Genomic DNA, 23,153 nt, shown 5'->3' with positions numbered 1-23,153 from the left:
AGCTAAATGAGATACACCACTATTGTAAAAGCAGGCCTGGCCATTCTTTGGCTGGGCTTCAATGCGCCGGTCGTTTCCTCGCAAACTGTCGGCCAGTCCCTACCTGCCTGGCAGGAGGGAGAAATGGATATTCATCATATCAACACCGGTATGGGTAATGCAACATTCATGATCCTGCCGGATGGGACAACGTTTCTCGTGGATGCGGGTGCGCTCGATCCCACGGAGGCGCGCACGCAAAGCCCGCGTAACACGAAGGCAAAACCCGGCGCCGAACGCCAGCCCGGCGAGTGGATAGCGCGGTATATTCGCAAGGTTTCCAAAGCACCGGTAGTGGATTATGCACTGATTACGCATTTTCACGACGATCATATGGGAACACCGACATCCGTTTCCAAGCGGTCGGAACCGGGTAAATATGCGCTGGCAGGTATTACGGAGGTGGCGGAGTTTGTGCCGGTGAAAAAGATCATCGACCGCGGCTGGCCCGATTATTCCTATCCGCGACCATCAGAGGACGCTATGATGCAGAATTACCGGACGTTCCTGGATTGGCAGGTAAAGAACAAAGGGTTGCGTGTAGAGGTAAGCGTTCCGGGGAGGAATGACCAGATCGTGTTGCTGCATGATCCTCAGAAGTACAAAAATCTGTTCGAAGTGCGGAATATTTCAGCTAACGGCGAAATCTGGACAGGCGTGGGGACAACGACGCGCAGGCATTTTCCTGAATTGAAAGACCTGAAACCCGAGCAATATCCGAGTGAAAATATGTGCAGCATTGCCACCAGGATCAGCTACGGGAAGTTTAATTACTTTACCGGCGGAGATACTCCGGGCGTTTTGCAGCCGGGTGTTCCGGCCTGGCATGATGTAGAAACGCCCGTGGCGAAGGCAGTGGGCCCTGTGGATGTTCATATCCTGGACCACCATGGCAACCGGGATTCCCAAAATGACTTCCTGCTGAGCGCATTGCGGCCGCGCGTGGCGATAATCCCTGTCTGGTCGTCGGATCATCCCGGACACGATGTGCTAGACCGTATTTTTTCGCAGCGCATCTATCCGGGTGAGCGGGATGTGTTTGCAACGGATATGCTGGAAGCCAACAAACTCGTCATCGGCGAGCTGCTCAACCGTTTGAAAAGCGATAGCGGCCACGTGGTCGTGCGGGTGGCCAATGGGGGAGATAGTTACCGGGTCTTTGTACTGGATGACCGTGACGAGCAGCTGAAAATTAAATCCATTCACGGGCCTTACACTTCCCGTTAAAACGAAAGCGTCGGAGTTTCCGACGTTTGCCATTTAAGACAGCGCCTTGTCCATTTCAAAGGCTGTTTCGCCGATTTGGGCGTTATCCCGATTTCCCGTGCTGGTATGTGAACCTACTTTTGACCCGTCAATCATTCACATACCAAACAATTAAAATGATGAAAATCAACACGGGTGTTTCTTTAAAATCTGTATTCTTTTCCGCTTTGCTCGCATTCGGGCTTCTCTCCTGCAACAATGATGAGGCCTCGGGCAATCAACCAACACCGGTAGCAGTAGACTACCATCAGACGGCTAAAACACAATTTGTCGAAGCAGGTGGTGTGAAATATGCCTACCGCATCCTCGGCGATCAGCCCGGCATTCCGCTGGTGCTGCTGGCGTCACTTGGCAGCTCGATGGACGATTGGGATCCTGCAATTACCAATGGGCTGGCGCAGAAACATAAAGTGATTTTGTTCGACAATCGCGGCGTGGGAAGTTCTACGGGCCAGGTACCTGCCACCATTGGAGAAATGGCCACCGACGCCGTGGCGTTTATTAAGGCAATGGGTTTTACGAAAGTAGACCTGATGGGTTTCTCGATGGGTGGCTTCATTACCCAGCAAATCCTCCTCACCGAACCATCGTTAGTTCACAAAGCCATTCTCACCGGTACAGGGCCGAAGGGAAGCGAAGGGCTTGCGAATCTGCCGAATATCATCGCATCGACGGCCAATCTTACCCCCGAAGAAACCTTCCTGACATTCGGCTTCACCAAGTCCGAAGCAAGCTTGAATGCCGGAAAAGCGTCGTACCAGCGCATTCAACAACGTAAAATCGATCGCGACCAACCTCTTAGCCAACAGGCGGGCGGTGCGCAGCTGACGGCGGTACTCGCCTGGGCAAAGCCTTCTCCCGACGCGTTGAATGAGCTGAAAGCGATCCAACAGCCGGTGTTGTATGTGCAAGGGAAAAATGATGTACCGGTTCCGGTGATCAATGCCATCAATGCTTCGCAGAGTATTCCGAACGCCAACCTGGTGGTATACCCCGACGCGGGCCATGCCGCATTCTGCCAGTACGCCGATCGGTTCGTGCATGAAGCGATTGATTTTCTGGGAGAGTAAAACTGTTACATCACTTTCGAAGTAGTATGCCGTTCGGACATTTTCCGGGCGGCACTTTTGCTTATAAACAGCTACTTAGGTCACCGTAGGATAAACGGTATTTTATTTGCTTTGAATGGCATAAGGCATATTATACATTTGCTTGAAACAAAGGTAATTAATCAACTAAACGACATTTTTATGAGCCCGATAAATTATGAAGAGTTGACCAATTATTTTTCCTGGGCCGTGCTGATAGGAACAGGTAGCTGGGGGATATATTCAGTCGTCAAGGCCTTCTCTATTTTTTTCAAGGATGAAGTTACATTCTATAACCCTGAGAATGGCAAGACGATCACATTCAGAAAACATCCCCCGAAAGATTTTGACAAAGAAATGTTAGATTTTTGGAAATAAATGCATTTACAGAAGAGCAGGAAAAGGAGCCCGGTTAGTAAAGCTAACAGTACCGTTACTGCGGTTGCCTCGTTCTATTCCACACTATTTCTTCAACTTCCAGAATTTGAGCTGAAAGGACTTATCTCTGTTTGTGCGCCCGTTTTCGGGTATCTTACATTTATTGCGTGGAAATTATTGAGTGCGCATGGGCGTCTGGCTTATTACGAATATGAAGCCAAAAAACACATCGTTGAGCTGGAAATAGAGAAAGTGAAACCGGGATTATGTCGTGAGGATGTTCGGGAGATCGAATTGAGAATCAAGAATTACAGGAATGCCATTCATGAGCGGAGAATGATTGTGCTGGAAGGAATATGATGAGTTTTTACAACCCCGGCACCGTTTCGACGCCGGGGGAGAATCTTACAAAGTAGCCATATCAATCACGAACCGGTATCGAACGTCGCCTTTGAGCATGCGTGCGTAGGAAGCGGTGATATCCTTGATGTCAATCAGCTCGATGTCGGATACGATGTTGTGCTCGGCACAGAAGTCCAGCATTTCCTGTGTTTCGGCTATGCCTCCGATACCTGAACCTGCCATGCTCCGACGGCCGGTCAGCAGTGAAAATGGCTGAACGGAATATGGCTCGGTCGGGACACCGACATTGATCAACGTTCCGTTCGTGCGAAGCAGCGACAGATAGAGATCCATATCGTGCACCGCGGAAACCGTATCGAGGATAAAATCGAAGCTGCCCTTAACAGCATTTACCTGTTCGGGATCGGAGGTAACCACGAAATGATGTGCACCAAGGTCTTTTGCGGCCTGCTCCTTCGAAGCAGAGGTGCTAAGCACGGTTACCTCGGCACCAAATGCAACACCGAATTTTACACCCATGTGGCCAAGGCCGCCGAGGCCAAGTACCGCCAGCTTGTGACCTTTGCCTACTTTCCAGTGGCGCAGCGGGGAATAAGTAGTGATACCCGCGCACAGCAATGGAGCTGTGGCTGCCAACGGCAATTTGTCGGAAACGGAAAGGACGAACTCCTCGCGCACTACAATGGTATTGGAATAACCACCATATGTGGGTACACCGCTGCGGTCGAGGTTGTTGTAGGTCTGCGTATTGCCTTCGAGGCAGTATTGTTCCAGGCCGTCCTTGCAATTTTCGCAAACCTGGCAAGAATCCACCATACAGCCAACGCCGGCTAGATCACCTGCTTTGAACTTCTTCACGTGTGCGCCTACCTGCGTGACCTTTCCGACAATTTCATGGCCCGGTACCATCGGGAATACGCCCGGAAACCATTCGTTCTTGATCTGGTGAAGATCGGAGTGGCAGACGCCGCAATAGTGGATTTCGATCTGAACGTCGTGCGGGCCGACATCCCTTCTTTCAAATTCCCACGGAGCCAGATCGGTCTCGGGGGTTTGGGCTGCGTATGCTTTTGCTTGTATCATGTCAGAAAAAGGGGTTTAATTCGATCACAAAATTAGCAGGCAGCTTGCTATCGGGATTAATACTTTCAAATCGATGCTTATAGTTTTCAAACAATGCCTTTTGTGGCCCCGTTTTCGCTTACTTTCTTTTTTGGGAGTGTGTACTGATGCATTCGCCTCCATTAAAATAAACAGATTCGTATATCTGAAATGGTTTCCTGGTCGTTTATTAATTCATGTCGGCCAGACGTATATAAGTGATGCGTTCCCGCCCGGATTCAGGTGCGGAACTTAATTTATACATTGCTTCGTTACCGGCTCATAGCGAGTAATTTAGTGCAACTTAGAACTATTACAACCATTTACAGGCGAAGTATGCAATTTCGGAAGCCGGAGGCATTTGCGTTTTTCTTATCCTTGTGGGGCATAAGCATGGTTTGTTGTGCCCAGAAGCCCGGTTTGCCGGGTATGGCTCCGTCCAAATGGATTACCTTCCGCATGACGCATGCGCCGGGAAAGGTTTATCGGTTCGCGAACGGAGGTACCAAGACTTTTACAAACGAAGAAATGTATGTCCGAGCGTGGTTGCCTATGGTCAATAAAAAGAACTTCGCGGTTGTTCTCGGTCCCAATTACCGCACGGAACAGCTTGAATTCAAGAGCAGTGGCGAAAATCCGGCCAAAAAGTTCGAAGGGTGGAACCTCCGCACGTTTGCATTGGATGTGAACTCGTTTATCAGGCTGGATAGCACATCCTGGATTTTATTGACCTCGCATATTAACAAGACGGGTAATTTCGCGATGCTTTCCGCAAAGGAAATTCCGCTGAACTACACGGTTTCAGCTTCCTATTTGAAAAGAACCTCTCCCAACAAGGAAATCGGTGCAGGGATCATTTTCAACAAAAGCTATAAGTTGACATTCCTGCCTGTTTTTGTTTTTAACTACAATCTCTCGGAGAAAGAGGGCGTCGAAATTATGCTGCCCAAGAAAATGGCCTGGCGGCATAACCTCTCGCCTAACGACCGGCTCTATTTCAAAGCCGAAGCCGTTACTCGGACGTATTACCTTAACCGTGTAGCCGAAGGTACCCCCGACGTATGCCGCCGGATTGACGTCGATATGGGTATGTCTTATAACCGTAAATTCGGGAATTTTGCCGGTGTAGAGGTTTTTGGCGGTTACCGCAAGAATATATCCAATAAGATGGTACAAGATGCCGTTCCCGTACGCACTTCCGGGTTGGCAGCCACGGTCGAATTCTATGTTCAGCCGCCCAGTTTCAGGGGTAAAGCGCGGAAATAGGCCTTAACAATATGTTGATTTGAAGCATTGTGAATTAACTTTTGGGTAAAATCGGCCGGTGTAGTTTTACGCAAACTAACCTGGGCACAGATGAAACCCTTTTTACTTTCTCTTATTTCGACAGCCGCCTCCGTCGCGATATTGAACAGCTGCACAGACCACGGTCTCCCCACCGAAAACTACCCGGACAAGGCAGAAGCGCAAAATCCGACGGTTGTTACACAGGTCGATAATGTAAAGGTTTATAACGGTGGCTTCGGATCCGCGGTGGTGCAGGACCCGAACGACCACATGGCATTTTACCTGCTCACCGACCGCGGTTCCAATATCGATGGAACGGTTGCCGATTCCAAAGTATTCGCAGATCCGGGCTTTGCGCCGCAAATCGGCAAGTTCCGGCTGATAGGTAACCAGCTGGTGCTGGAAAAGACTATTGAGCTGAAAAACGAGAATGGTACGAAGTTGAATGGCCTCCCTAACCCTCCCGGATTCGGGTACACGGGAGAACTGGCGCTGGATGTGAACAATAATGCGCTGCCCAACAGCATCGACGGGCTGGATTCGGAAGGCCTCGCACTTGCGAAGGATGGCACCTTTTGGGTGAGCGACGAATATGGCCCGCATATCGTGCATTTCGATGCGAGCGGTAAGACAATTGAGCGTATCAATCCATTCGGGAATGGCCTGGGCGGCCGTAAAATCCCGCTGGTTTTCGCAAAAAGACGTCCGAACCGCGGAATGGAGGGACTTACAATTACGCCTGACGGCAAAACACTCGTCGGTATCATGCAATTCCCGTTGTACAATCCGTCGGCGTCAGATGTGTCGGGTTCTCTCGTGACGCGCATCCTGAGCTTTGACATTACTACCGGCGTCAGCAAGGAATACGTATACCTCATCGACCGCGCCAATTTGCAGGCGAACAGCGAAATCGTGGCGATAGACAATACGACATTCCTCGTCCTCGAACGCGATGGTGAATACGCTACCAATGCCAACCGCGCAACGGTAATCAAAAAAGTGTATAAAATCGACCTGGGTAATGCTACCGATATTTCGGACCCAGCTAATGGGGTGAACGGCAAGTTGTACGGCGGACTTACCGTAGAGCAGTTGAAAACCGCTTCCAACCTGGCTGCGAATGGCATCAAACCCGTGACCAAGACGCTCGTGGCGGATTTGATGACCGACATGCCGACCCTTTACCCGCATGACAAAGCGGAGGGAATAGCGATTATCAATTCCACTACCATTGCCATTTCAAACGACGACGATTTCGGTGTAGTAGGTGCAGGCGGCGTGTACGCGCAGAAAATCCTGCCCGCTACCGGCGCAGTAGATCGCAACACGATCTATTTCGTGAAGCTGAAACAGCCACTTTGGTAATAACCCGGATTTTTCAAGCGGGTGCGGGGCGTTGCTCGGCACCCGCAATTTTTTTAATATCTACATCAAAATGAAACTACTGAAATTCCTGGCCGCAGCGTCGATGACTGCTGTAACCCTTCTCGCATTTACTGTACCAGACAAACCGGATGTGTCACTTGTTTCCTCCGACACCATCGATTCTCTCGGCGCTTGCCAGGGCGCGTCCTATCTGGATGGGAAAGTGTATTTGTACGGAGACCGCGAGGTAGGAATGGTGCGCGAGTTCAGTCAGGAAGGGGATTCTTTATATTACACAGGAAAGGAAATCCGGCTGACGGTCGATGCCATGGATGTAATCAATCACCCGGCGGGTACTTAACTCGGTGGATATCGACAAAGCCGATGAGCTGGAAGGCTTCATATTCTCAGGTGGTTCTTCGAAGGGCATCGCGGTGACGTCGTCCCGCAAGAGCAATGTCCATCAGGTGCGTGTAGTATGGTAATCGGTTACTTCTGATTCTTGAAAACTTTACATTTTCATAATAAACACGTTCGATTCGCTTAATAGTCCAAAAATACTTTTACGCTCGATTTTTGAGCACGAAATAGATGGGCTTTAAAGTGAATTGCAGCGTGTTTTCTTGTTTTTGTTAAATTTTTTAAAATTATTATGAAGAAACTGATACTGCCAATTGTTCCGTTGGTAATGACAGGTATCCTGGTTTTCAGTCCGGGCAGGCATGCAGTGGCTTCCGGTAAGGGCCGGATGATGTTTGAAAGGCCGACCCGCGCATTGACCGTGACGGGTAAGGTGGTAGACGAGAACGGACAACCTTTGTTCGGTGTGACGGTTTTGGAAAAAGGAACCAACAAAGGTACCGTAACCGATGCTGCGGGTACGTTCTCGCTTGAAGTAGGCTCGGGCGCTACGTTGGTCTTTTCATTTGTGGGCTTCATCGCGCAGGAAGTGGTGGTTTCGGGCAACGGGCCGTTGGCCATCACTTTGAAAGAGAATGCGATGATGCTGAACGAGTTTGTAGCGGTAGGTTATTCGACAATGCGCAAAAGCGACCTTACCGGCGCTATTTCGAGCGTTAAAGCAAAAGAGCTGAACCTCAGTACGCCCACTATCGGGCAGGCATTGGTAGGTAAAGTGGCCGGCGTGCAGATCTCGCAGGTAAGCGGCGCGCCTTACGTGGGCACGAAGATCCGTGTGCGTGGCGTGGGTTCGGTGAATGCGAGTTCGGATCCATTGTACGTGATTGACGGCTATCCGGCTGGTAACGACGTTTTCATTAACCCGAACGATATCGAGTCGATCGACATCCTCAAAGACGCTGCTTCGGCTGCCATTTACGGCTCACGTGCTGCGGGTGGGGTCGTGCTGATCACCACCAAGAGAGGTAAGGAAGGCAAAGGCCGGCTCGAATATGAATACCAGTTTGGCGTGAACCAGCTGAGCAAGAAGGTCGATCTTTTGAATGCCTCCGAATTTGGCCAGCTGATGATCGACGGCCGCAATGCGAGCTATCGCGATTTGATGGTGAATGCCGGCAAGGCCTGGAACGATGGCATGTACTCCGACGACAACGCAACCCGTATCAAAAACGTGGGCAATGCGGGTTCTGTAAGCATCCCTACCGATTTGTATGATTTCGCGAATCAGAAGCTGATTACTCCGAAATACAATACCGACTGGCAGAACGAACTTTACCGAAATGCGCCGGTACATCGTCATAACATTTCGTTTTCGGGTGGAAAGAATGGCCTGCGGTACGCGATCAGCGGCGGTCAGCTCAACCAGCAGGGTATTATTCTAAGCACCGGCCAGCACCGGACCAATTTCCGGACGAACCTGGATGCGGATGTTAACAAAAAGCTGAAAGTAGGGGCGAACCTCGCATTTACCTATAATACTAATCGCGAGGTGCAGGAAGGCCGGTTCGATAAAGGTCCTATCCTTGGTGCATTGATTTACATGCCGATATTCAAGGCCTATAATGAAGATGGCAGCCTGGCGAAAAACGAGGCCGCTTCGCTGAGTTCGGCATATGGTTACCAGTCGATCGAAAACCCGGTGGCATTGGCGACCGAAACGCATATCAACCGCAGGGGGCAGCGTGGTACTTTCAGTGGTTTTGCTACGTACGAGATTATTCCCGACCTGAATTTCAAGGTTAACCTCGGTTTGCAGACCTATAATGAGAAGTACGAGTTCTATGCTCCTACCAGCCTGAGCAGCGGAGCGAATCCTCCGGGATCACCGCAGGCGATTGCTGCCGCGAATGCAGTATCGCAGATGACCACGCAAATGGACAAACTGGCGGAGTTTACTTTGAATTACAAAAAACAACTCGGCAAGCACAGTATAGATGGTTTGGTGGGTTATACGGCCCAGGAAAACAACCGTGACATCGTTTCTGTAACTGCTCGCGGATTTTCTAATGACCGCATCGAAGAAATAACCGGAAAAGGAGCAGATGCTACCTTTTTCGCACTGAATACCGGGGCCGACCAAACCGGTAAAGTGAACTGGACACTGCTTTCATACCTGGCGCGGGCAGCGTATAACTACGATGGCAAATATTATCTGACAGCCACTTTCCGTACCGATGGTTCCTCACGTTTCGGCCCGAATAACCGGTGGGGTAACTTCCCGTCGGTGTCTGCCGGCTGGAACATTTCCAACGAGGACTTTTACAAAAATGCATTAGGCAATACTTCTACACTTAAACTGCGTGCAAGCTGGGGATTGAGTGGTAATAACAACATCGGTAATTACAACTTCCTTCAAACCATGGCAGCCCCCGGCGGTGTGGTGTATGGAAACGGTTCGGTCAATACCGCATTGTGGGCTACGGGTATCAAAGATCTGAACCTGGGCTGGGAATCGACCTCGCAGTATAACTTCGGGGCTGACCTGGGGTTGTTCAACGACCGTTTGTCGATCATGGCGAACTACTACATCAGTCGCTCGTTCAACCTGTTGTTCAACCAGCCGCTGTCGGCGATTTCCGGTGCCTCGACAATTTTGACCAACCTCAGAAACTCGAAAGTACAGAACAAGGGTATAGACCTGCAAGTGGATGCCCGCGTGATTTCGACCAAGGATTTTGACCTGAACATCGCCGGTAACATTTCCGTGAACCGGAATAAAGTACTCGATATGGGTGGTGCGAGCACGATCATTACCAACGGCGCCGAGCGTTCCTACCTGACGCACATCACGCAGGAAGGCCAGCCGATCGGTATGTTCTACGGTTTTAAGGTGAAAGGAATGGTGCGCGAGAAGGATATGGAGAATATTGCTGCTGATAATGCGGCGTACAATGCTTCTACGCAGTCGTTCCCGGCTGGTTACCAGCTCAAAGGACCTGCGCGCTCTACGGCTTCCACCAACCCGCTTCGTCCGGGCGACTTATATTTCGAAGACGTAAACAACGATGGTGTTGTAAACGATGCCGACAAGCGGGTGATCGGTTCGCCGCATGCGAAATTCACTTATGGCTTTGCGATCACGGCAAGTTACAAGAGCTTCGATTTCAGCTCGTCGTTCAACGGAACCTACGGCAACAAGGTGCTCGACGGACAGGATTATTATCTCTATAATATGGAAGGCTCGGGTAACCAGTATGCCAAAGTGGCTAACCGCTACCGTTCGGAGTCGCAGCCGGGTGACGGGCACGTGTACCGCGCCTCACGCGGGGGGACGCAAAGCAACAGCACGCGTTTGTCGACCTTCTATTTGCAGGACGGCTCATTCCTAAGATGTACCAACCTGACGTTGGGCTACAACATGAACAGCATCGGCAGCCTGACCAACAATGCCATCAGCGCATTGCGGGTGTACGTAGGCGTGGATAATGCATTCACTCTGACCAAATACCTGGGCTATAACCCCGAGGTGGATTACAACAACGGGGCTAACCTGACTCCGGGCGTCGACTATGGAAAATATCCGCTCGTGCGTGCCTACAACATCGGTGCCCGTATTACATTTTAAGCAGCAGAAGAGATGATCAAGCGTAAATACATTTTCAATACATTGTTTTCAGCATTCGGACTGGCAGCCCTCGCGGGGTGTTCCAACGATTTCCTCGATCAGGAAAACCCGAATGCAGTGTCGGCGCCCACTTTTTACCGGACACCCGACGACGTGGCTTTGGCCGTGAATGGTATCTATAACTCGCTGCGCGATGGCAACGGCATCGGGGAAAACAGCGGACTGTTCAGCGAGGAACGGTCGGACAACACCGGCCGTAACGATAACCAGTCGAATGCGGGCGAGCCGTTCCAGTTCAACGATTTTTCGCTGTTACCCAGCAATACCTATTTGAAAAATCACTGGCTGACGTTGTTTCAGATGGTAACGCGCTGCAACCAGGTGCTGGCCGGCATTGAGCGCGTGACGTTTACAGATGCCAATCTGAAAGAGCAATATAAGGCCGAGGCGAAATTCATCCGGGCGCTGACCTACTTCCACCTCGTGCGCAAATGGGGCGACGTGCCTTTGGTTACCAAAGAATTGCTCAGCACCGATGAGGTAACGGCCGAAACATTTCGTGAGAAACAGGATGTAGTTTACAACCAGATCGCGCAGGACCTGAAAGACGCCGCAGCTTCGACTTTGCCGGATAAGCAGACTGCCAACACGAAGGGTAAGGTAACGAAAGCTGCCGTTAATGCATTGCTAGGCCAAGTGTACCTCACTATGGCGACCACCCTGGATGCTGCCAACCGCACCGCCAATCTGAATGAGGCCAAAAAATACCTGATGGCGTCGTATAACCTGCGCACTTTCGGGGAGTTGAAGGAAGTGCCTTATGTGGATGTATTTGACGTGGCCAAGAAGTCGACGAATGCGGAAACGATCTTCCAGGTGGTGAACAAGCAAGGGGATATCAACTTCTCGTCTTCGATCGCCCGTAACAACCAGGCCAAAGGAGAGACGATCAACTCATTGTTCGCGTCGTCGGGTTCGGGCGGTAATGTTACGCCTGACCTCGTGCAGGATTATGAGGAAGGTGATCTGAGAAAAGACTTTTCGATCAAATTTGCCAACGACCCGATCGTAAAGGACTATTTTATCACCAAATACCGCGACGCCAGCCCGGCAGCAACGACCAACGGTTACGGCGGCAATGACTGGATCCTGATCCGCTACGCCGATGTGATCCTGATGCTCGCCGAAGTGCATATGCAACTGGGCGACGAACCGACCGCTATCAGTTTCCTCGATCAGGTCCGCGAGCGTGCCGGCCTGCCGAAGTATGCGGCTTCGAAAGCCAATGCAGATTATGCAGCCAAATACCCGACATTGAAACTCGCTATCCTGCATGAACGCCGCGTGGAGCTTGCATTCGAAAATCATCGCTGGTTCGACTTGCTGCGCTTCTTCACGACCGACGAACTCGTGGCCTATTTCAAAAGCAAAAAGCAGGAGAATTTCGGTATCGCGAAACTCAGCAACTTTGGCAAAAAAGACCGTTACTATCCCATTCCGTTTGACGAAACCAAGCTGAACCCGGAGAAAATGTACCAGAACGAAGGTTACTAAAACCTGAACCGGACTATTACATCGCCCTGCGCCTCCTAAGCGCAGGGCTTTTTGTTTTGGCGCGTATTATATTTGAAATGATATTCTAAAAAAGCACCATGCCGCAGCGCCTGATTTCGATCCTCCAACTCACCCACGCGATTCCGCCAGCAGATCAGGAAGCGATCCTGAGTGCATTTACCATGCAGCAGTTCTGCGAGGGCGATGTGCTGTTCAAGGGCGGGAAAATTTGCCAGGAAATGTTTTTTGTATTGAATGGCGTGCTGCGGATTATGGTTACCAATGAGAAAGGCAACGAGGTAACGCATTACTTTTTGAAGGAAAATCAGTTTTGCACGATCCTGAATAGCTTCAATAACCACGTGACGGCGCACGAGAGCATTTGCGCCGCCTGCAACGTGCAGGTACTGAGTATTACCAAAGCCGGTTTGTGGGCGCTTTACACTCGCTTACCTTACCTGAAATCGGTGATCGACACGATTACCAACCGGACGCTGCTCGAAAAAATCCAGATCCGTAATGCGTATCTCGGTCAGGATTCGGCTGCGCGGTACCAGCAATTTCTCGCGCGCCAGGCCGATATCGCCACACGCGTGCCGCTTGCCGATGTTGCCTCTTACCTTGGCATTACGCCACAGTCGCTTAGCCGTATTCGGAGAAACCTGCGCTGAAAATCGTTTTTACCATTTGTTAAGTGCTTTGGCAGCCCGGTAAGGGAGATTTGTATGGTCAAAAACAATCGGTACAAATGGAAACTTTGAATGCAGCATTCTCTCTCAATGGGAAAAAAGTAGTGATCCTGGGCGGTAGCTCGGGACTGGGCCTGGCTACGGCCAAAGCGGCAGCGGCAGAAGGCGCAAATGTGATCATCGTATCAAGCAATGCGGCGCGGGTACAAAATGCAGTGGCAGACTTGCCGGGTAATGGTTTCGGAATGCAATGCAATCTCTCCGACGAAGCATCTGTAAAGCAGCTTTTTGAAGAAATCGGCACGTTGGACCACCTCGTATTCACGGCTGGCGAAAGCCTTTTGCTAAGCAATATAGCCGATACGGAACTTGCCACGGCACGCGCGTTTTTCGATCTCCGATACTGGGGCGCGTTCATGGCGGTTAAATATGCTGCACCGGGGATCAATGCGGGTGGATCGATCGTGCTGACGGGCGGGATTGTGAGTGCGCGCCCGAACGCGGGCTGGTCCATAGGCGCGAGCATTTGCGCCGCGATGGACGGTTTTACGCGGGCTATGGCCATAGAGCTGGCGCCGGTACGCGTGAACCTGGTTTCGCCCGGCGTAATCCGTACAAATTTGTGGTCGTCAATGGATGATGCAGAGCGGGATGCATTCTACGGACAGACCGCGGCTGGATTACCCGTGCGCCGCGTGGGCGAGGCCGGAGAGGTGGCGCAAACTTATATTTACCTTATGAAACAGCCTTTCGTTACCGGACAAATCCTCGTTACCGACGGTGGCGCGGTACTCGTCTGACTAGCCTGAAATCTCACATTAAGCTCGCGATGGCTACATTCAACCCGCTTTGCTGCAATGCGGCCACCTTTTCGGCGTCGGCGCCAGCGTCTGTAATAAGTGTGTGAACGGCCGAAAGTTCGGCGAACTTTACATAGCTATCCCTGCCGATTTTGGAGCCGTCGCAAAGCAGCATTACCTGGCCCGCATTGCGAATAAATGCGGTGGTGATGGTTGATTCGTGCTCGCTGTGCGCGGTGAGGCCGTTTTCTGCGGACAAGCCGTCCACACCAATAAACGCCTTGTGCGCATGGTAGCCGTTGATATGCTGGACAGCCTTGTCGCCGTGAATGGCTTTCCGTGCCTTGTTCAGCTCCCCGCCGATCAGGTTAATCTGGATGGAGGGGACATCAATAAGCTCAGCCAGAATAGGCAGGGAGTTGGTTATCACGCGAATACTTTTCTTCTTCAAAAAGCGGCACATTTGAAAGACTGTGCTGCCGCAATCGAGAAAGACTATGTCGCCATCCTGCACATAAGAGGCCGCTTTTTCTGCAATCTGCTCCTTGGCCGGATTATTCACGCCCGACTTTTCAGAAAACCCTGTCAGCACAGGGTTTTCTATTTTCATTGCGCCCCCGTGCGTGCGTATCAGCAATCCTTCTTCCGCAATGTCGCCCAGGTCGCGGCGGATCGTTGCCGGTGAAGCTTCCAGTATTTCGGCCAGTTCGAACACGGTGAGGCTCTCGGCGTTGTCCAGCGCAGCGAGAATTTTTTTCTTACGTTCTTGAAAGTTCATTGCAAATGCTTACTTTTGATCAAAAATGATCAAAATTGCTTAAAAATAATCAAATCTATTAGCCTTGAATGCTGTTTATGCTCGCCAAAAGTAGTATATCTGATCATTTTTAATAAAACCATTTTACTTTAAATCACATCAGCCATGAGTGGATTAATGATCCTGGTGGCCGGGCCGTACCGGTCGGGGACGAATGACGACCCCGCTTTAATGCGTAAAAACCTCGATAAGCTCGAATCGGTGACGTTGCAGTTGTTCCGCGCCGGGCATTTGCCGGTGATCGGGGAATGGGTGGCGTTGCCGTTACTCAAACTCGCCGGTTCCAAAGTGCCGGGCGACGAGCCTTATGAAGAGATTTTGTATCCGGTGGCCGGGCGCCTTTTGCAAAAATGCGATGCGATCCTCAGACTGGAAGGGGAGTCAAAAGGCGCTGACGAAGATATAAGAATCGGACGTGAGCGCGGGTTGCAGATTTACTATAACCTCGCCGACGTGCCTGGTTGCGGGTAATCAGAGCAAATTGGGTTGGCGTGTTTTGTTTTTGTCGTACATCGGCACCGAGATGTAGAAACAAGTTCCGGCTCCCGGCGTGCTTTCCAACCAGATTTTTCCTTTCTGGGCCTTGATAAATTCCATACAGAGCATCAGGCCCAGACCAACCCCTTTCTCGTTATCGGTACCGAAAGTCGACTCGACATTGAGCGAAAAGACGGACTGCTGTTTTTCCCACGACATTCCAATGCCATCGTCCTGTACAGAAATCAGGCAGTAGTGGCCCTGCGTTTCGGCTCTCACCATAATGTGGCCGCCTGTGCCCGTGAACTTGATGGCATTTCCGACGATGTTCCGTAGGATCAGTTGCATCATGTCGCTGTCGGCGTAAATACTGGCCGAAGGGTCGAAATAGTATTCCAGGGTGATGTTCTTCCGGGCTGCAATGTTACGTTCCAGGTTAAGGGTAGGCTCGAAAAGCGACTGCACATTCAGGTATTCCATATGCGCTGAAACCCCGTGCAACTGTGATTTCGACCAGTCGAGCAGCTTTGAGAGCATTGCCAACGTATTTTTGGTCGAGTTGAGGAGTTCGTTTTCGATGTCGAGCTTTTGTTCTTCTTCCAACTCGTGTTGGGTAAGCAGTTCCAGGAAATTCTGGATGCTGGCCAATGGCGAACGCAGGTCGTGCGCGACAATGGACATCAGCTTGTTTTTCTCCGCATTCAGTTTTTCGAGCTCTTCATTTTGCTTGACAATCCGGACGTTCTGCAACTCGATCGCCTTCGATTTTTCGAGTGTGGATAGCTTTTCGCTTTCATAACTCCCCCTGATATAGTGAATGCAGAAATAAGTGATCGCTGCAACCACTGCGTAGGCCGACATATGGTCGACAAACCGGTTGGCCCGTGTAGTGTACGTGTCCGGCACCAGGTGAGGATAATAGAATTCGATGAGATTGAGGATAATCAGCACTGTGACATTGATCGGTATCCATACTTTATACTGATCGACAGGGCTGATGGCGATGCTGAGCAGCAGAAAAAGCAGGAAGAACAGGTCGGTAGGCCCGCGCAGGCCGGAGTTGAGGAAATAGTTGACCAGGAACAGTGATAATCCGACAATGTTGGCGATCAATGTACTGAAACTGACCATGTTTTTAAAGCGGGAGGCATAATACAGCCCCATCGTGATCAGTAACACGATAAGGCTGGCCAATGCTATTTTGGGCAGCCCTATCGCATAGTTGAATGGTACATTATATAACAGTGCGAACGTTGATATCAGGCATACCGAATGGAATATACGTGCATTCATCGGAAACACTGACGGGTCGCCGGATAAATTGATCCATGTTCGATAGATTGAATCTTTGAGAGGCAAGATGTGTAGGGTTTCTTTCCTACAAATATAACGTACGCATTTTCATTAAACGCAAGTAGAATTAATATTAATTGGCGTGTGGAGATCTATTTAGCCCTTGATGCGGTTCAACTCATCTTCGGACCCGGATCTTCGGCTGCGCGCGGCCTTGATCTCCTTGCTTCCAAATCGGTAATTGAAGTTGATTCGTAGCATCTGGCCCTCAAAACGGAACCGGAGGCGCGTTTCGATACCCGCATAGGCCGACGTGTATCCGCCGCGCGCTGTATGGAAAATGTCGCTGAATGTTGCTTTCAAACTAGCGTTATCCTTCCAGAATTTCTTCTGAACGCCAATGTCCACCATCCCCATTTGCCAGTTGTAATCGATACGGCGGTAGGGCGAATTGTACCAGCCGGATAGCTCTATCGTCCAGCTGTTCTTGAGCTTGAAGGTATTCTGACCGTTGAGGTTGAATGCGGTTGTCCGGTTGTTGACCACCACGCCATTGTCCAGCGCGGCTTTCCAGAGGTTGTGGTACCCGCTGATATTGAAATTGAGCTCCCACCATTTCGTAATCGGCGTGGTAATACTTACATCCAGACTGAAACCCTGTGAATAATCGAGGTTTTCGGTGATGAAGTAAGTGCGGCTGCTATCGTAAGGAATGCGCAGACCCACGACCGGAAACCTGGTGCGCCGGTACCCGAACGAGGTAGTAAGTATGCCCTTGTACACGTGCGAGAGTTTGAAACTATTGGCGTATTCGGGTTTCAGGAACGGGTTCCCTTTTGAATACACCAGCTCGTCAATGCGGTATTCGAAAGGGTTGAGGTTCTGATAACTCGGGCGGTTAACGCGCCGGCTGTAATTGAGGTTCCAGGTGTGGTTTTTGGACGCGCGGAACGAGATGGCCCCACTTGGGAAGAAGCTCAGATAAGTCGTATCGACTTTATCGAGGTCGTTATGTTTGTAGCTGGTCAGGTCGCCCAATGATTTGGTGTGCTCGGCGCGGAGCCCGGCTTGCAAGTCCCATTTTTTACCAATGGAAACATTGTAATTGACGTAAGCTGCGTATACGCGTTCGAGGTATTTGAAGCGGTTGCTGCGATTGGTGTCGATCACTTCAACATTTTGAAAAACATTGAAAAAATTGAATGTGTTGTCCGATTTTACGTCCGACAACTTCACACCGTACCCGAGTTTTCCCTTTTTGAATGGCTGTTCATAGTCGATTTTGAAGGATTTAATGGTAATATCCACAGGTGTTTTCGAAACGTAATTCCGTTCGATAGGTTCGTCACTGGTTGTTTGAAAGTGGTATTGGTTGGGTTGGTAACTGATCCCCCGCGAAGAGAACCGGCCGTAATCGGCATCGATGTTCAGTTCATGCCCGGTGGTATCGGCATAGCGATAATTCACGTTCACATTCAGGTTTTTGTTTTTCTCTGGGTTCGAGGTCCGCGACGACAGGATGAGCGAATCGGCAGTCAGATTGTTGCGTTTGCTGATGAAAGTTTCACTCTCTCCGCCGCCGTTGTGGTTGCTGATACGACCGTTGGCACTGAAACCGATGGTGTTTCTGGAGTTGATAAAATAATCGGCCCCGATTTTGGCACTATGCGTCGTGTCGCGCCAGATGCCATGCCACAATTTGTTGTAAGCTACCTGGTTGAGGATCTGGTCGTCGTAGGTCGTGTTGTGCCATGCGCCCTGGTTGAAACCGTAATTGCCGAATAGGTTGAGCTTCTTGTCGCGATGGTTCAGGTTCAGCGACGCATTGTATTTAGGTGTTATGCCAAACATGCCTCCAAGGCTGACATTTCCGTTGGTGCCCAGCTTGGCGTTTTTCTTAAGACGGATATTGATAATACCGAGATCGCCCGCGGCGTCGAATTTGGCGGAAGGGTTCGTGATGATTTCAATGGCTTCTATGTCAGCCGAATTCATGCTTTTTAATGTGGAGGCAAGGTCTTTTCCTGCCAAAGGGGAGGGACGGCCGTCGATGTAAATGCGGACGCCCGTTTTGCCCCGTACCAGGATATTCTCATCCCTGTCGACCTGTACGCCCGGCGAGCGTTGCAAAAGATCGAGCGCATTGGAACCGGTAGCATTAATACTTGCTTCGACGTTGAAAACCATCCGGTCGTTCTTGACTTCGATGAGTGGTTTGGTGCCGGTTACTTTTACCTCATTCAGTTGCTTAGACTCCGGTGACATGGAGATTGCAGGCAATTTTACGTCCTGGCCGGCCACCTCGAACACCGCCGAGTGGTACATTTGTAGGCCTACCGCCGAAATGCGTACGAAATATTTACCATCGGGGATACCGCCTATCTTGAAAGAGCCCTGTTCGTCGGCGACATCGGCTTTTACCAGGGTGGAATCTTTGAATTGATTGATGGAAACTGCGGCAAACCCGACAGCCTCATTTTGTTGATTTTTAACAAGGCCGCTTACCGTGAAGGTCTGGGCGAAGCCGGCAAAGGAAAGTCCATGAATTAGCAGGCTGAGTAGTGTTCTTTTCATAAATGGCTAATATCCGTATAGCCCAAAGAGTAAGAATTGGTTTCTATGTTGCATTGGGTCATAATTTTTCTACATTTAAACCGATAATCGACGTTTCTTATCCAGAATTGATGAAGTGCCATGAAGGCCATATTTTGCAAGGTTGTGCTGCTTTACATCCTATGCTTTCAGCAGGTTTTAGCACAGGAGTTGAGGCCCAGGTTCAGGCGGCTTACTACGGACCAGGGGCTTTCCCAGAGCCATGTGAGCGCGATCCTGAAAGATCGGAGGGGCTTTATGTGGTTCGCAACGGAAGACGGTCTCAACCGGTTTGATGGCTATAAATACACGCATTATAAGCACGATCCCGGCAATCCGGCTTCTATTCATGACAGTTTTGTATTGTCACTGCTGGAAGACGAGGAGGGCAAATTGTGGGTGGGAACCTCCACTGGCCTGGACCAGTATGATCGGGAAACGGACAACTTCGTTCATTTTCCGCATCCGAGGCGCAATCTGGCGATCAATACTATTTTTCGGGATAGCCGTAATCGTTTCTGGCTGGGGACGGACCAGGGGCTTTACCTGTTTGATCGGCGCCGCGGAACCTACCAGCTGTTTAGGTATCCTGGAAGGGATGTCGGGCAGGGAAGTGAATTTGTGACCAGTATTGCGGAAGGAAAGGGATACGTGTTATGGGTTGGTACGGAGAACGGGCTGTTTAAACTCGATGTGCAATCGGGCGTGCTCGCGGCGTACGAGCACGGTGCGCGCGCAAGCGGAGGAGGTACTCATGTGGGTAGTACGGGCAACGCATTGAAATCCGACTGGATCAAAGTGCTGCGTTATGACCGGAGAGGAAATTTATGGGTGGGAATGCATGGCGGAGGCGTTTCGATTATTGATTCGTCTGACAACATTGTAAAACGTTTTGAACACAAGCCCGCCGATCCGTGGAGCCTGGGGCACAATGATGTCCTCTCTATGGCCCAGGATGGCACCGGTAAGCTCTGGATTGGTACTGAGAATGGAGGTATCAGCATTTATGACCCTGCTATGGACCGCTTTTTCTCCGTGAGAAACAATCCTGATGACCGCTTTTCGCTTAGCAACAATTCGGTATACACGATTTACCACGACAATGCGGAGAACATGTGGGTCGGTACCTATTCGGGTGGGGTATCTTACTTGCCGAAGTTCGGACCAAAGTTTGATTCTTATCGACGGATGATTAGTAACCCCAACAGTCTTAGCAACAATGCGGTTCTGGCCATTTGCGGCGACAGTACCGGCGACGATATCTGGATCGGGACCGATGGAGGGGGGCTCAACAGGTTCAACCGTAAAACAAAGAATTTTACATTTTACCGGCACCGGGTGGGCGACCCGCGTTCTATTTCAAATGACTATGTCATTTCCGTGGTCTGGCTCGCCAGGGACGTGCTTGCCCTGGGATTCCACAATGGCGGATTTGATTTTCTGAATGTCAAAACCGGTGCGATCGAGCACCATTTACCCGAAGAAGGGAATCCCAATAGCCTGTCGATCGCGGACGTCAACAATATGATGCGCGACCGCGATGGTAATCTCTGGATCGGTACCTGGAAGGGTGGCCTTAATTTTTACAATGTCAAAACAAAAGAATATACGCACTACCGGCACGACATCACCGATCCGGCGAGTATCAGCGGCGATATTATTACCACTATTTTTCAGGATAAAAAGGGGAACATCTGGGTAGGGACGTTCAATGGCCTCGATTTGCTGCTGCCCGATCGCAGTGGTTTCAAACATTTCCGCAACAGGCCGAATGACCCCGCTAGTATTTCCCACAACAAAGTACAATCGATTCTGGAAGTTGAAAACGGAGATCTCTGGGTAGGAACCGTAGGAGGTGGATTTTGCTATTTTAATCAGAAAAAACAAACATTCAAGTCGTTCAGCGAAAAGGACGGGCTTGCGAGTAATGTGGTGTTTGGGATTCAGAAGGACAATAAAAATAATCTCTGGCTGAGCACCAATAAGGGCATTTCTAAATTTAACCTCATGACCAGCAGTTTTCGCAACTACGGCATTGCTGATGGGCTTCCGGGCAATGAGTTTCGGGACAACTCCCGCTTTCAGACAGCCGACGGAGAGATGTTCTTTGGCGGTATCAATGGTTTTATCAGTTTTTACCCCGACAGTCTCCGCTACAACGATTTTGTGCCGCCTGTGTATATTACTGACTTTCAGATATTTAACCGATCGGTCGTTACGGGAGCCATCGACCATATTCTTGATCAACAGATCAGTGAAGCCAAATCCATTACGATTCGGCACGACCAGTCGGTGATCACCTTCGAATTCGCGGCATTGAGTTACACCGTCGCGGAAAAGAACCAGTACGCATATATGCTGGAAGGTTTCGACGACGACTGGAATTATAGCGGCAACAAGCGCACGGCTACTTACACCAACCTCGATCCCGGTACTTACGTATTCAGGGTGAAAGGCTCAAACAACGATGGGTTATGGAATGAAAAGGGTGTCGCCATAGAGCTGATCATCACGCCACCCTTCTGGCTCACCTGGTGGTTCCGGTTGCTGACCGTCGCAGTGATTGTCGCGCTGATTCTGGCCCTTTATCAGATCCGGACTTATACGATCCGTAAACAAAAACGAGTCCTTGAGCAACAGATACAGGAGCGGACAAAGCAGCTCGAACGGGCGATCGGCGAACAGCAAATGGCAGTAGAGAAGGCGGAATTGGCCAATAGGGCCAAGAGTGCATTCCTGGCGACGATGAGCCATGAAATCAGGACGCCGATGAATGGGGTGATTGGCCTTGCTTCGCTGCTTGCCGAAACCGAGCTGACCGAGGAGCAGCGTAATTTCACCAAATCCATACAGACGTCCGGTAGGGATTTGCTAAATGTGATCAACGACATTCTCGATGTTTCCAAAATTGAATCGGGTAACATGGAGCTCGAAGAAAAGGAGTTTGATTTGAAGATCTGCATTGGTGAAGTAATGGATCTTTTCCGTGCTAAAACCGCCACCCAGCCGCTGAAGTTGACGTTGAAAATTGAGGAAAACGTGCCGACACGTATCGTGGGTGACCGTTTGAGGCTTGGCCAGATTATGACAAACCTCGTAGGCAACGCGGTTAAGTTTACGCCTAAAGGCGAGGTTCGGGTACACGTGTATGTGATCGGGCGCGAGGACAGGGAGGCCAAACTGGGATTTGAGATCACAGACACCGGCATTGGAATCGCGGAAGATAAGCTGGACAAATTGTTTAAGCCTTTTTCACAGGTCGATTCATCCACAACGCGGCAGTACGGGGGCACCGGCCTGGGCCTGGCGATTTGTGAAAAACTGACCGCGCTGATGGGGGGCGGTATTGAAGTGAGAAGCGAGTTGCACAAGGGCAGCAGCTTCCGGTTTTGGATTACCGCAAAAGTTGCTCCGGATGTGCCCGAGCCGGAAGAAACTACGCCCGGAATTGACAATGCGGAAAAGAAACTTCATGCCGATTTTGCCAGCCGGCACCCGATGGCAATCCTGGTGGCTGAGGACAATAAAGTGAACCAGATCGTAATCATGAATACGCTCAGCAAACTTGGTTACCAAGCCGATTTGGCGCAAAATGGCTTAGAAGTGCTCGATCAGATACAGAAAATCGATTATGACGTTATTTTGATGGATATGCAAATGCCGAAAATGGACGGGCTGGAAGCGACACGGCAGATCAGGGCGCGGAATATTGCACATCCATTTATCATCGCCATGACGGCCAACGCATTGCAGCAGGACAAAGACAAGTGTTTCGAAGCGGGAATGGACGACTACCTTAGCAAGCCGGTTATTCTGGACGATTTGGTACTGCTGCTCCAAAAATGGGCTGCCCGCCTGGAACCGCGTGCGTCCGGTAATATATAATGCCTGACGATTTAAAAAATCTGGTAAAACAAGAAGAGCAGCTCTGGGCTGCTCTTTTGCGTCTGTTTGTGATGAAGTGCTAATAAGTTTCGACGTATCTGCCTGGTACAAAATCCATACCATTTTGATGGTTGAATTGTGCAGGTCGTCGTAGTTCCTGTTTGTTGATGGAAC

The 23,153-nt window shown here is 50.3% G+C and carries 17 protein-coding genes; 13 read left to right on the top strand and 4 right to left on the bottom strand.

Annotated elements, in window-relative coordinates:
• Positions 1-6: 6 nt before the first annotated feature.
• From AC2YIT_RS13125 to AC2YIT_RS13110, 4 genes are all read left to right on the top strand, one after another.
• The gene (locus AC2YIT_RS13125; protein WP_430845944.1) at positions 7-1,266 is read left to right on the top strand and encodes a ComEC/Rec2 family competence protein; all 1,260 of its coding nucleotides are present in this window, start codon (positions 7-9) and stop codon (positions 1,264-1,266) included.
• Positions 1,267-1,421: 155 nt separating this feature from the next.
• Complete coding sequence (locus tag AC2YIT_RS13120) at positions 1,422-2,375, top strand: alpha/beta fold hydrolase (RefSeq protein WP_487279454.1); 954 nt, start codon at positions 1,422-1,424, stop codon at positions 2,373-2,375.
• A gap of 180 nt (positions 2,376-2,555) precedes the next feature.
• Positions 2,556-2,771, top strand: a complete 216-nt coding sequence (locus tag AC2YIT_RS13115) for a hypothetical protein (RefSeq protein ID WP_430845946.1) — start codon at positions 2,556-2,558, stop codon at positions 2,769-2,771.
• Positions 2,772-3,131: a hypothetical protein gene (locus AC2YIT_RS13110; protein ID WP_430845947.1), complete on the top strand. Its 360-nt coding sequence runs from the start codon at positions 2,772-2,774 to the stop codon at positions 3,129-3,131.
• 45 nt (positions 3,132-3,176) lie between these two features.
• Here AC2YIT_RS13110 and AC2YIT_RS13105 read toward each other — a convergent pair whose 3' ends face one another.
• Positions 3,177-4,217: an NAD(P)-dependent alcohol dehydrogenase gene (locus tag AC2YIT_RS13105; RefSeq protein ID WP_430845948.1), complete on the bottom strand. Its 1,041-nt coding sequence runs from the start codon at positions 4,215-4,217 to the stop codon at positions 3,177-3,179.
• A 447-nt stretch (positions 4,218-4,664) separates the two neighbouring features.
• On the opposite strand from AC2YIT_RS13105, the gene AC2YIT_RS13100 reads away from it, so the two are divergent.
• The 7 genes from AC2YIT_RS13100 to AC2YIT_RS13070 all read left to right on the top strand — a co-directional run bounded on the left by AC2YIT_RS13100 (position 4,665) and on the right by AC2YIT_RS13070 (position 13,915).
• On the top strand, positions 4,665-5,501 hold the full coding sequence (locus AC2YIT_RS13100; RefSeq protein ID WP_487279453.1) for a DUF6268 family outer membrane beta-barrel protein: 837 nt from the start codon (positions 4,665-4,667) through the stop codon (positions 5,499-5,501).
• A 90-nt stretch (positions 5,502-5,591) separates the two neighbouring features.
• Positions 5,592-6,887, top strand: coding sequence for an esterase-like activity of phytase family protein (locus tag AC2YIT_RS13095; protein WP_487279452.1), 1,296 nt, complete (start codon positions 5,592-5,594; stop codon positions 6,885-6,887).
• Between the two features lie 70 nt (positions 6,888-6,957).
• Complete coding sequence (locus tag AC2YIT_RS13090; protein WP_487279451.1) at positions 6,958-7,248, top strand: hypothetical protein; 291 nt, start codon at positions 6,958-6,960, stop codon at positions 7,246-7,248.
• Between the two features lie 291 nt (positions 7,249-7,539).
• On the top strand, positions 7,540-10,872 hold the full coding sequence (locus tag AC2YIT_RS13085; protein WP_487279450.1) for a SusC/RagA family TonB-linked outer membrane protein: 3,333 nt from the start codon (positions 7,540-7,542) through the stop codon (positions 10,870-10,872).
• Positions 10,873-10,884: 12 nt separating this feature from the next.
• Positions 10,885-12,426 (top strand): RagB/SusD family nutrient uptake outer membrane protein, encoded by a 1,542-nt coding sequence (locus AC2YIT_RS13080; RefSeq protein ID WP_487279449.1) that lies wholly within the window; start codon positions 10,885-10,887, stop codon positions 12,424-12,426.
• 98 nt (positions 12,427-12,524) lie between these two features.
• Entirely contained in the window at positions 12,525-13,097 is a 573-nt protein-coding gene (locus tag AC2YIT_RS13075; RefSeq protein ID WP_487279448.1) for a Crp/Fnr family transcriptional regulator, read from the top strand.
• A gap of 77 nt (positions 13,098-13,174) precedes the next feature.
• Positions 13,175-13,915: an SDR family oxidoreductase gene (locus AC2YIT_RS13070; RefSeq protein ID WP_487279447.1), complete on the top strand. Its 741-nt coding sequence runs from the start codon at positions 13,175-13,177 to the stop codon at positions 13,913-13,915.
• Positions 13,916-13,928: 13 nt separating this feature from the next.
• Here the strand turns inward: AC2YIT_RS13070 and AC2YIT_RS13065 are convergent, their stop codons facing one another.
• Positions 13,929-14,693: a DeoR/GlpR family DNA-binding transcription regulator gene (locus tag AC2YIT_RS13065; protein WP_487279446.1), complete on the bottom strand. Its 765-nt coding sequence runs from the start codon at positions 14,691-14,693 to the stop codon at positions 13,929-13,931.
• A 144-nt stretch (positions 14,694-14,837) separates the two neighbouring features.
• Between AC2YIT_RS13065 and AC2YIT_RS13060 the strand changes: the two genes are divergently transcribed.
• Positions 14,838-15,203 (top strand): DUF4406 domain-containing protein, encoded by a 366-nt coding sequence (locus AC2YIT_RS13060; protein ID WP_487279445.1) that lies wholly within the window; start codon positions 14,838-14,840, stop codon positions 15,201-15,203.
• Here the strand turns inward: AC2YIT_RS13060 and AC2YIT_RS13055 are convergent, their stop codons facing one another.
• Both AC2YIT_RS13055 and AC2YIT_RS13050 read right to left on the bottom strand, forming a co-directional pair.
• A complete protein-coding gene (locus tag AC2YIT_RS13055) occupies positions 15,204-16,502 on the bottom strand; it encodes a sensor histidine kinase (RefSeq protein WP_487279444.1) in 1,299 nt (432 codons plus the stop codon).
• 156 nt (positions 16,503-16,658) lie between these two features.
• Positions 16,659-19,076 carry a TonB-dependent receptor gene (locus AC2YIT_RS13050; protein WP_487279443.1) on the bottom strand — a complete coding sequence of 806 codons (2,418 nt, stop codon included), beginning with the start codon at positions 19,074-19,076 and terminating at the stop codon, positions 16,659-16,661.
• 120 nt (positions 19,077-19,196) lie between these two features.
• Here AC2YIT_RS13050 and AC2YIT_RS13045 point away from each other — a divergent pair, with 120 nt between their 5' ends.
• Positions 19,197-22,979 (top strand): two-component regulator propeller domain-containing protein, encoded by a 3,783-nt coding sequence (locus tag AC2YIT_RS13045; RefSeq protein WP_487279442.1) that lies wholly within the window; start codon positions 19,197-19,199, stop codon positions 22,977-22,979.
• Positions 22,980-23,153: the final 174 nt, after the last annotated feature.

This window comes from Dyadobacter sp. SRI_021 (genome assembly GCF_057586235.1).
This window is presented reverse-complemented; position numbering and strand designations above follow the sequence as displayed.

What these genes read in the sequence shown, in the direction of transcription:
- AC2YIT_RS13125 (WP_430845944.1), top strand. Translation starts at nt 7, where the DNA reads ATGAGATACACCACTATTGTAAAAGCAGGCCTGGCCATTCTTTGGCTG.
- AC2YIT_RS13120 (WP_487279454.1), top strand. Translation starts at nt 1,422, where the DNA reads ATGATGAAAATCAACACGGGTGTTTCTTTAAAATCTGTATTCTTTTCC.
- AC2YIT_RS13115 (WP_430845946.1), top strand. Translation starts at nt 2,556, where the DNA reads ATGAGCCCGATAAATTATGAAGAGTTGACCAATTATTTTTCCTGGGCC.
- AC2YIT_RS13110 (WP_430845947.1), top strand. Translation starts at nt 2,772, where the DNA reads ATGCATTTACAGAAGAGCAGGAAAAGGAGCCCGGTTAGTAAAGCTAAC.
- AC2YIT_RS13105 (WP_430845948.1), bottom strand. Translation starts at nt 4,217, where the DNA reads ATGATACAAGCAAAAGCATACGCAGCCCAAACCCCCGAGACCGATCTG.
- AC2YIT_RS13100 (WP_487279453.1), top strand. Translation starts at nt 4,665, where the DNA reads ATGGCTCCGTCCAAATGGATTACCTTCCGCATGACGCATGCGCCGGGA.
- AC2YIT_RS13095 (WP_487279452.1), top strand. Translation starts at nt 5,592, where the DNA reads ATGAAACCCTTTTTACTTTCTCTTATTTCGACAGCCGCCTCCGTCGCG.
- AC2YIT_RS13090 (WP_487279451.1), top strand. Translation starts at nt 6,958, where the DNA reads ATGAAACTACTGAAATTCCTGGCCGCAGCGTCGATGACTGCTGTAACC.
- AC2YIT_RS13085 (WP_487279450.1), top strand. Translation starts at nt 7,540, where the DNA reads ATGAAGAAACTGATACTGCCAATTGTTCCGTTGGTAATGACAGGTATC.
- AC2YIT_RS13080 (WP_487279449.1), top strand. Translation starts at nt 10,885, where the DNA reads ATGATCAAGCGTAAATACATTTTCAATACATTGTTTTCAGCATTCGGA.
- AC2YIT_RS13075 (WP_487279448.1), top strand. Translation starts at nt 12,525, where the DNA reads ATGCCGCAGCGCCTGATTTCGATCCTCCAACTCACCCACGCGATTCCG.
- AC2YIT_RS13070 (WP_487279447.1), top strand. Translation starts at nt 13,175, where the DNA reads ATGGAAACTTTGAATGCAGCATTCTCTCTCAATGGGAAAAAAGTAGTG.
- AC2YIT_RS13065 (WP_487279446.1), bottom strand. Translation starts at nt 14,693, where the DNA reads ATGAACTTTCAAGAACGTAAGAAAAAAATTCTCGCTGCGCTGGACAAC.
- AC2YIT_RS13060 (WP_487279445.1), top strand. Translation starts at nt 14,838, where the DNA reads ATGAGTGGATTAATGATCCTGGTGGCCGGGCCGTACCGGTCGGGGACG.
- AC2YIT_RS13055 (WP_487279444.1), bottom strand. Translation starts at nt 16,502, where the DNA reads ATGAATGCACGTATATTCCATTCGGTATGCCTGATATCAACGTTCGCA.
- AC2YIT_RS13050 (WP_487279443.1), bottom strand. Translation starts at nt 19,076, where the DNA reads ATGAAAAGAACACTACTCAGCCTGCTAATTCATGGACTTTCCTTTGCC.
- AC2YIT_RS13045 (WP_487279442.1), top strand. Translation starts at nt 19,197, where the DNA reads ATGAAGGCCATATTTTGCAAGGTTGTGCTGCTTTACATCCTATGCTTT.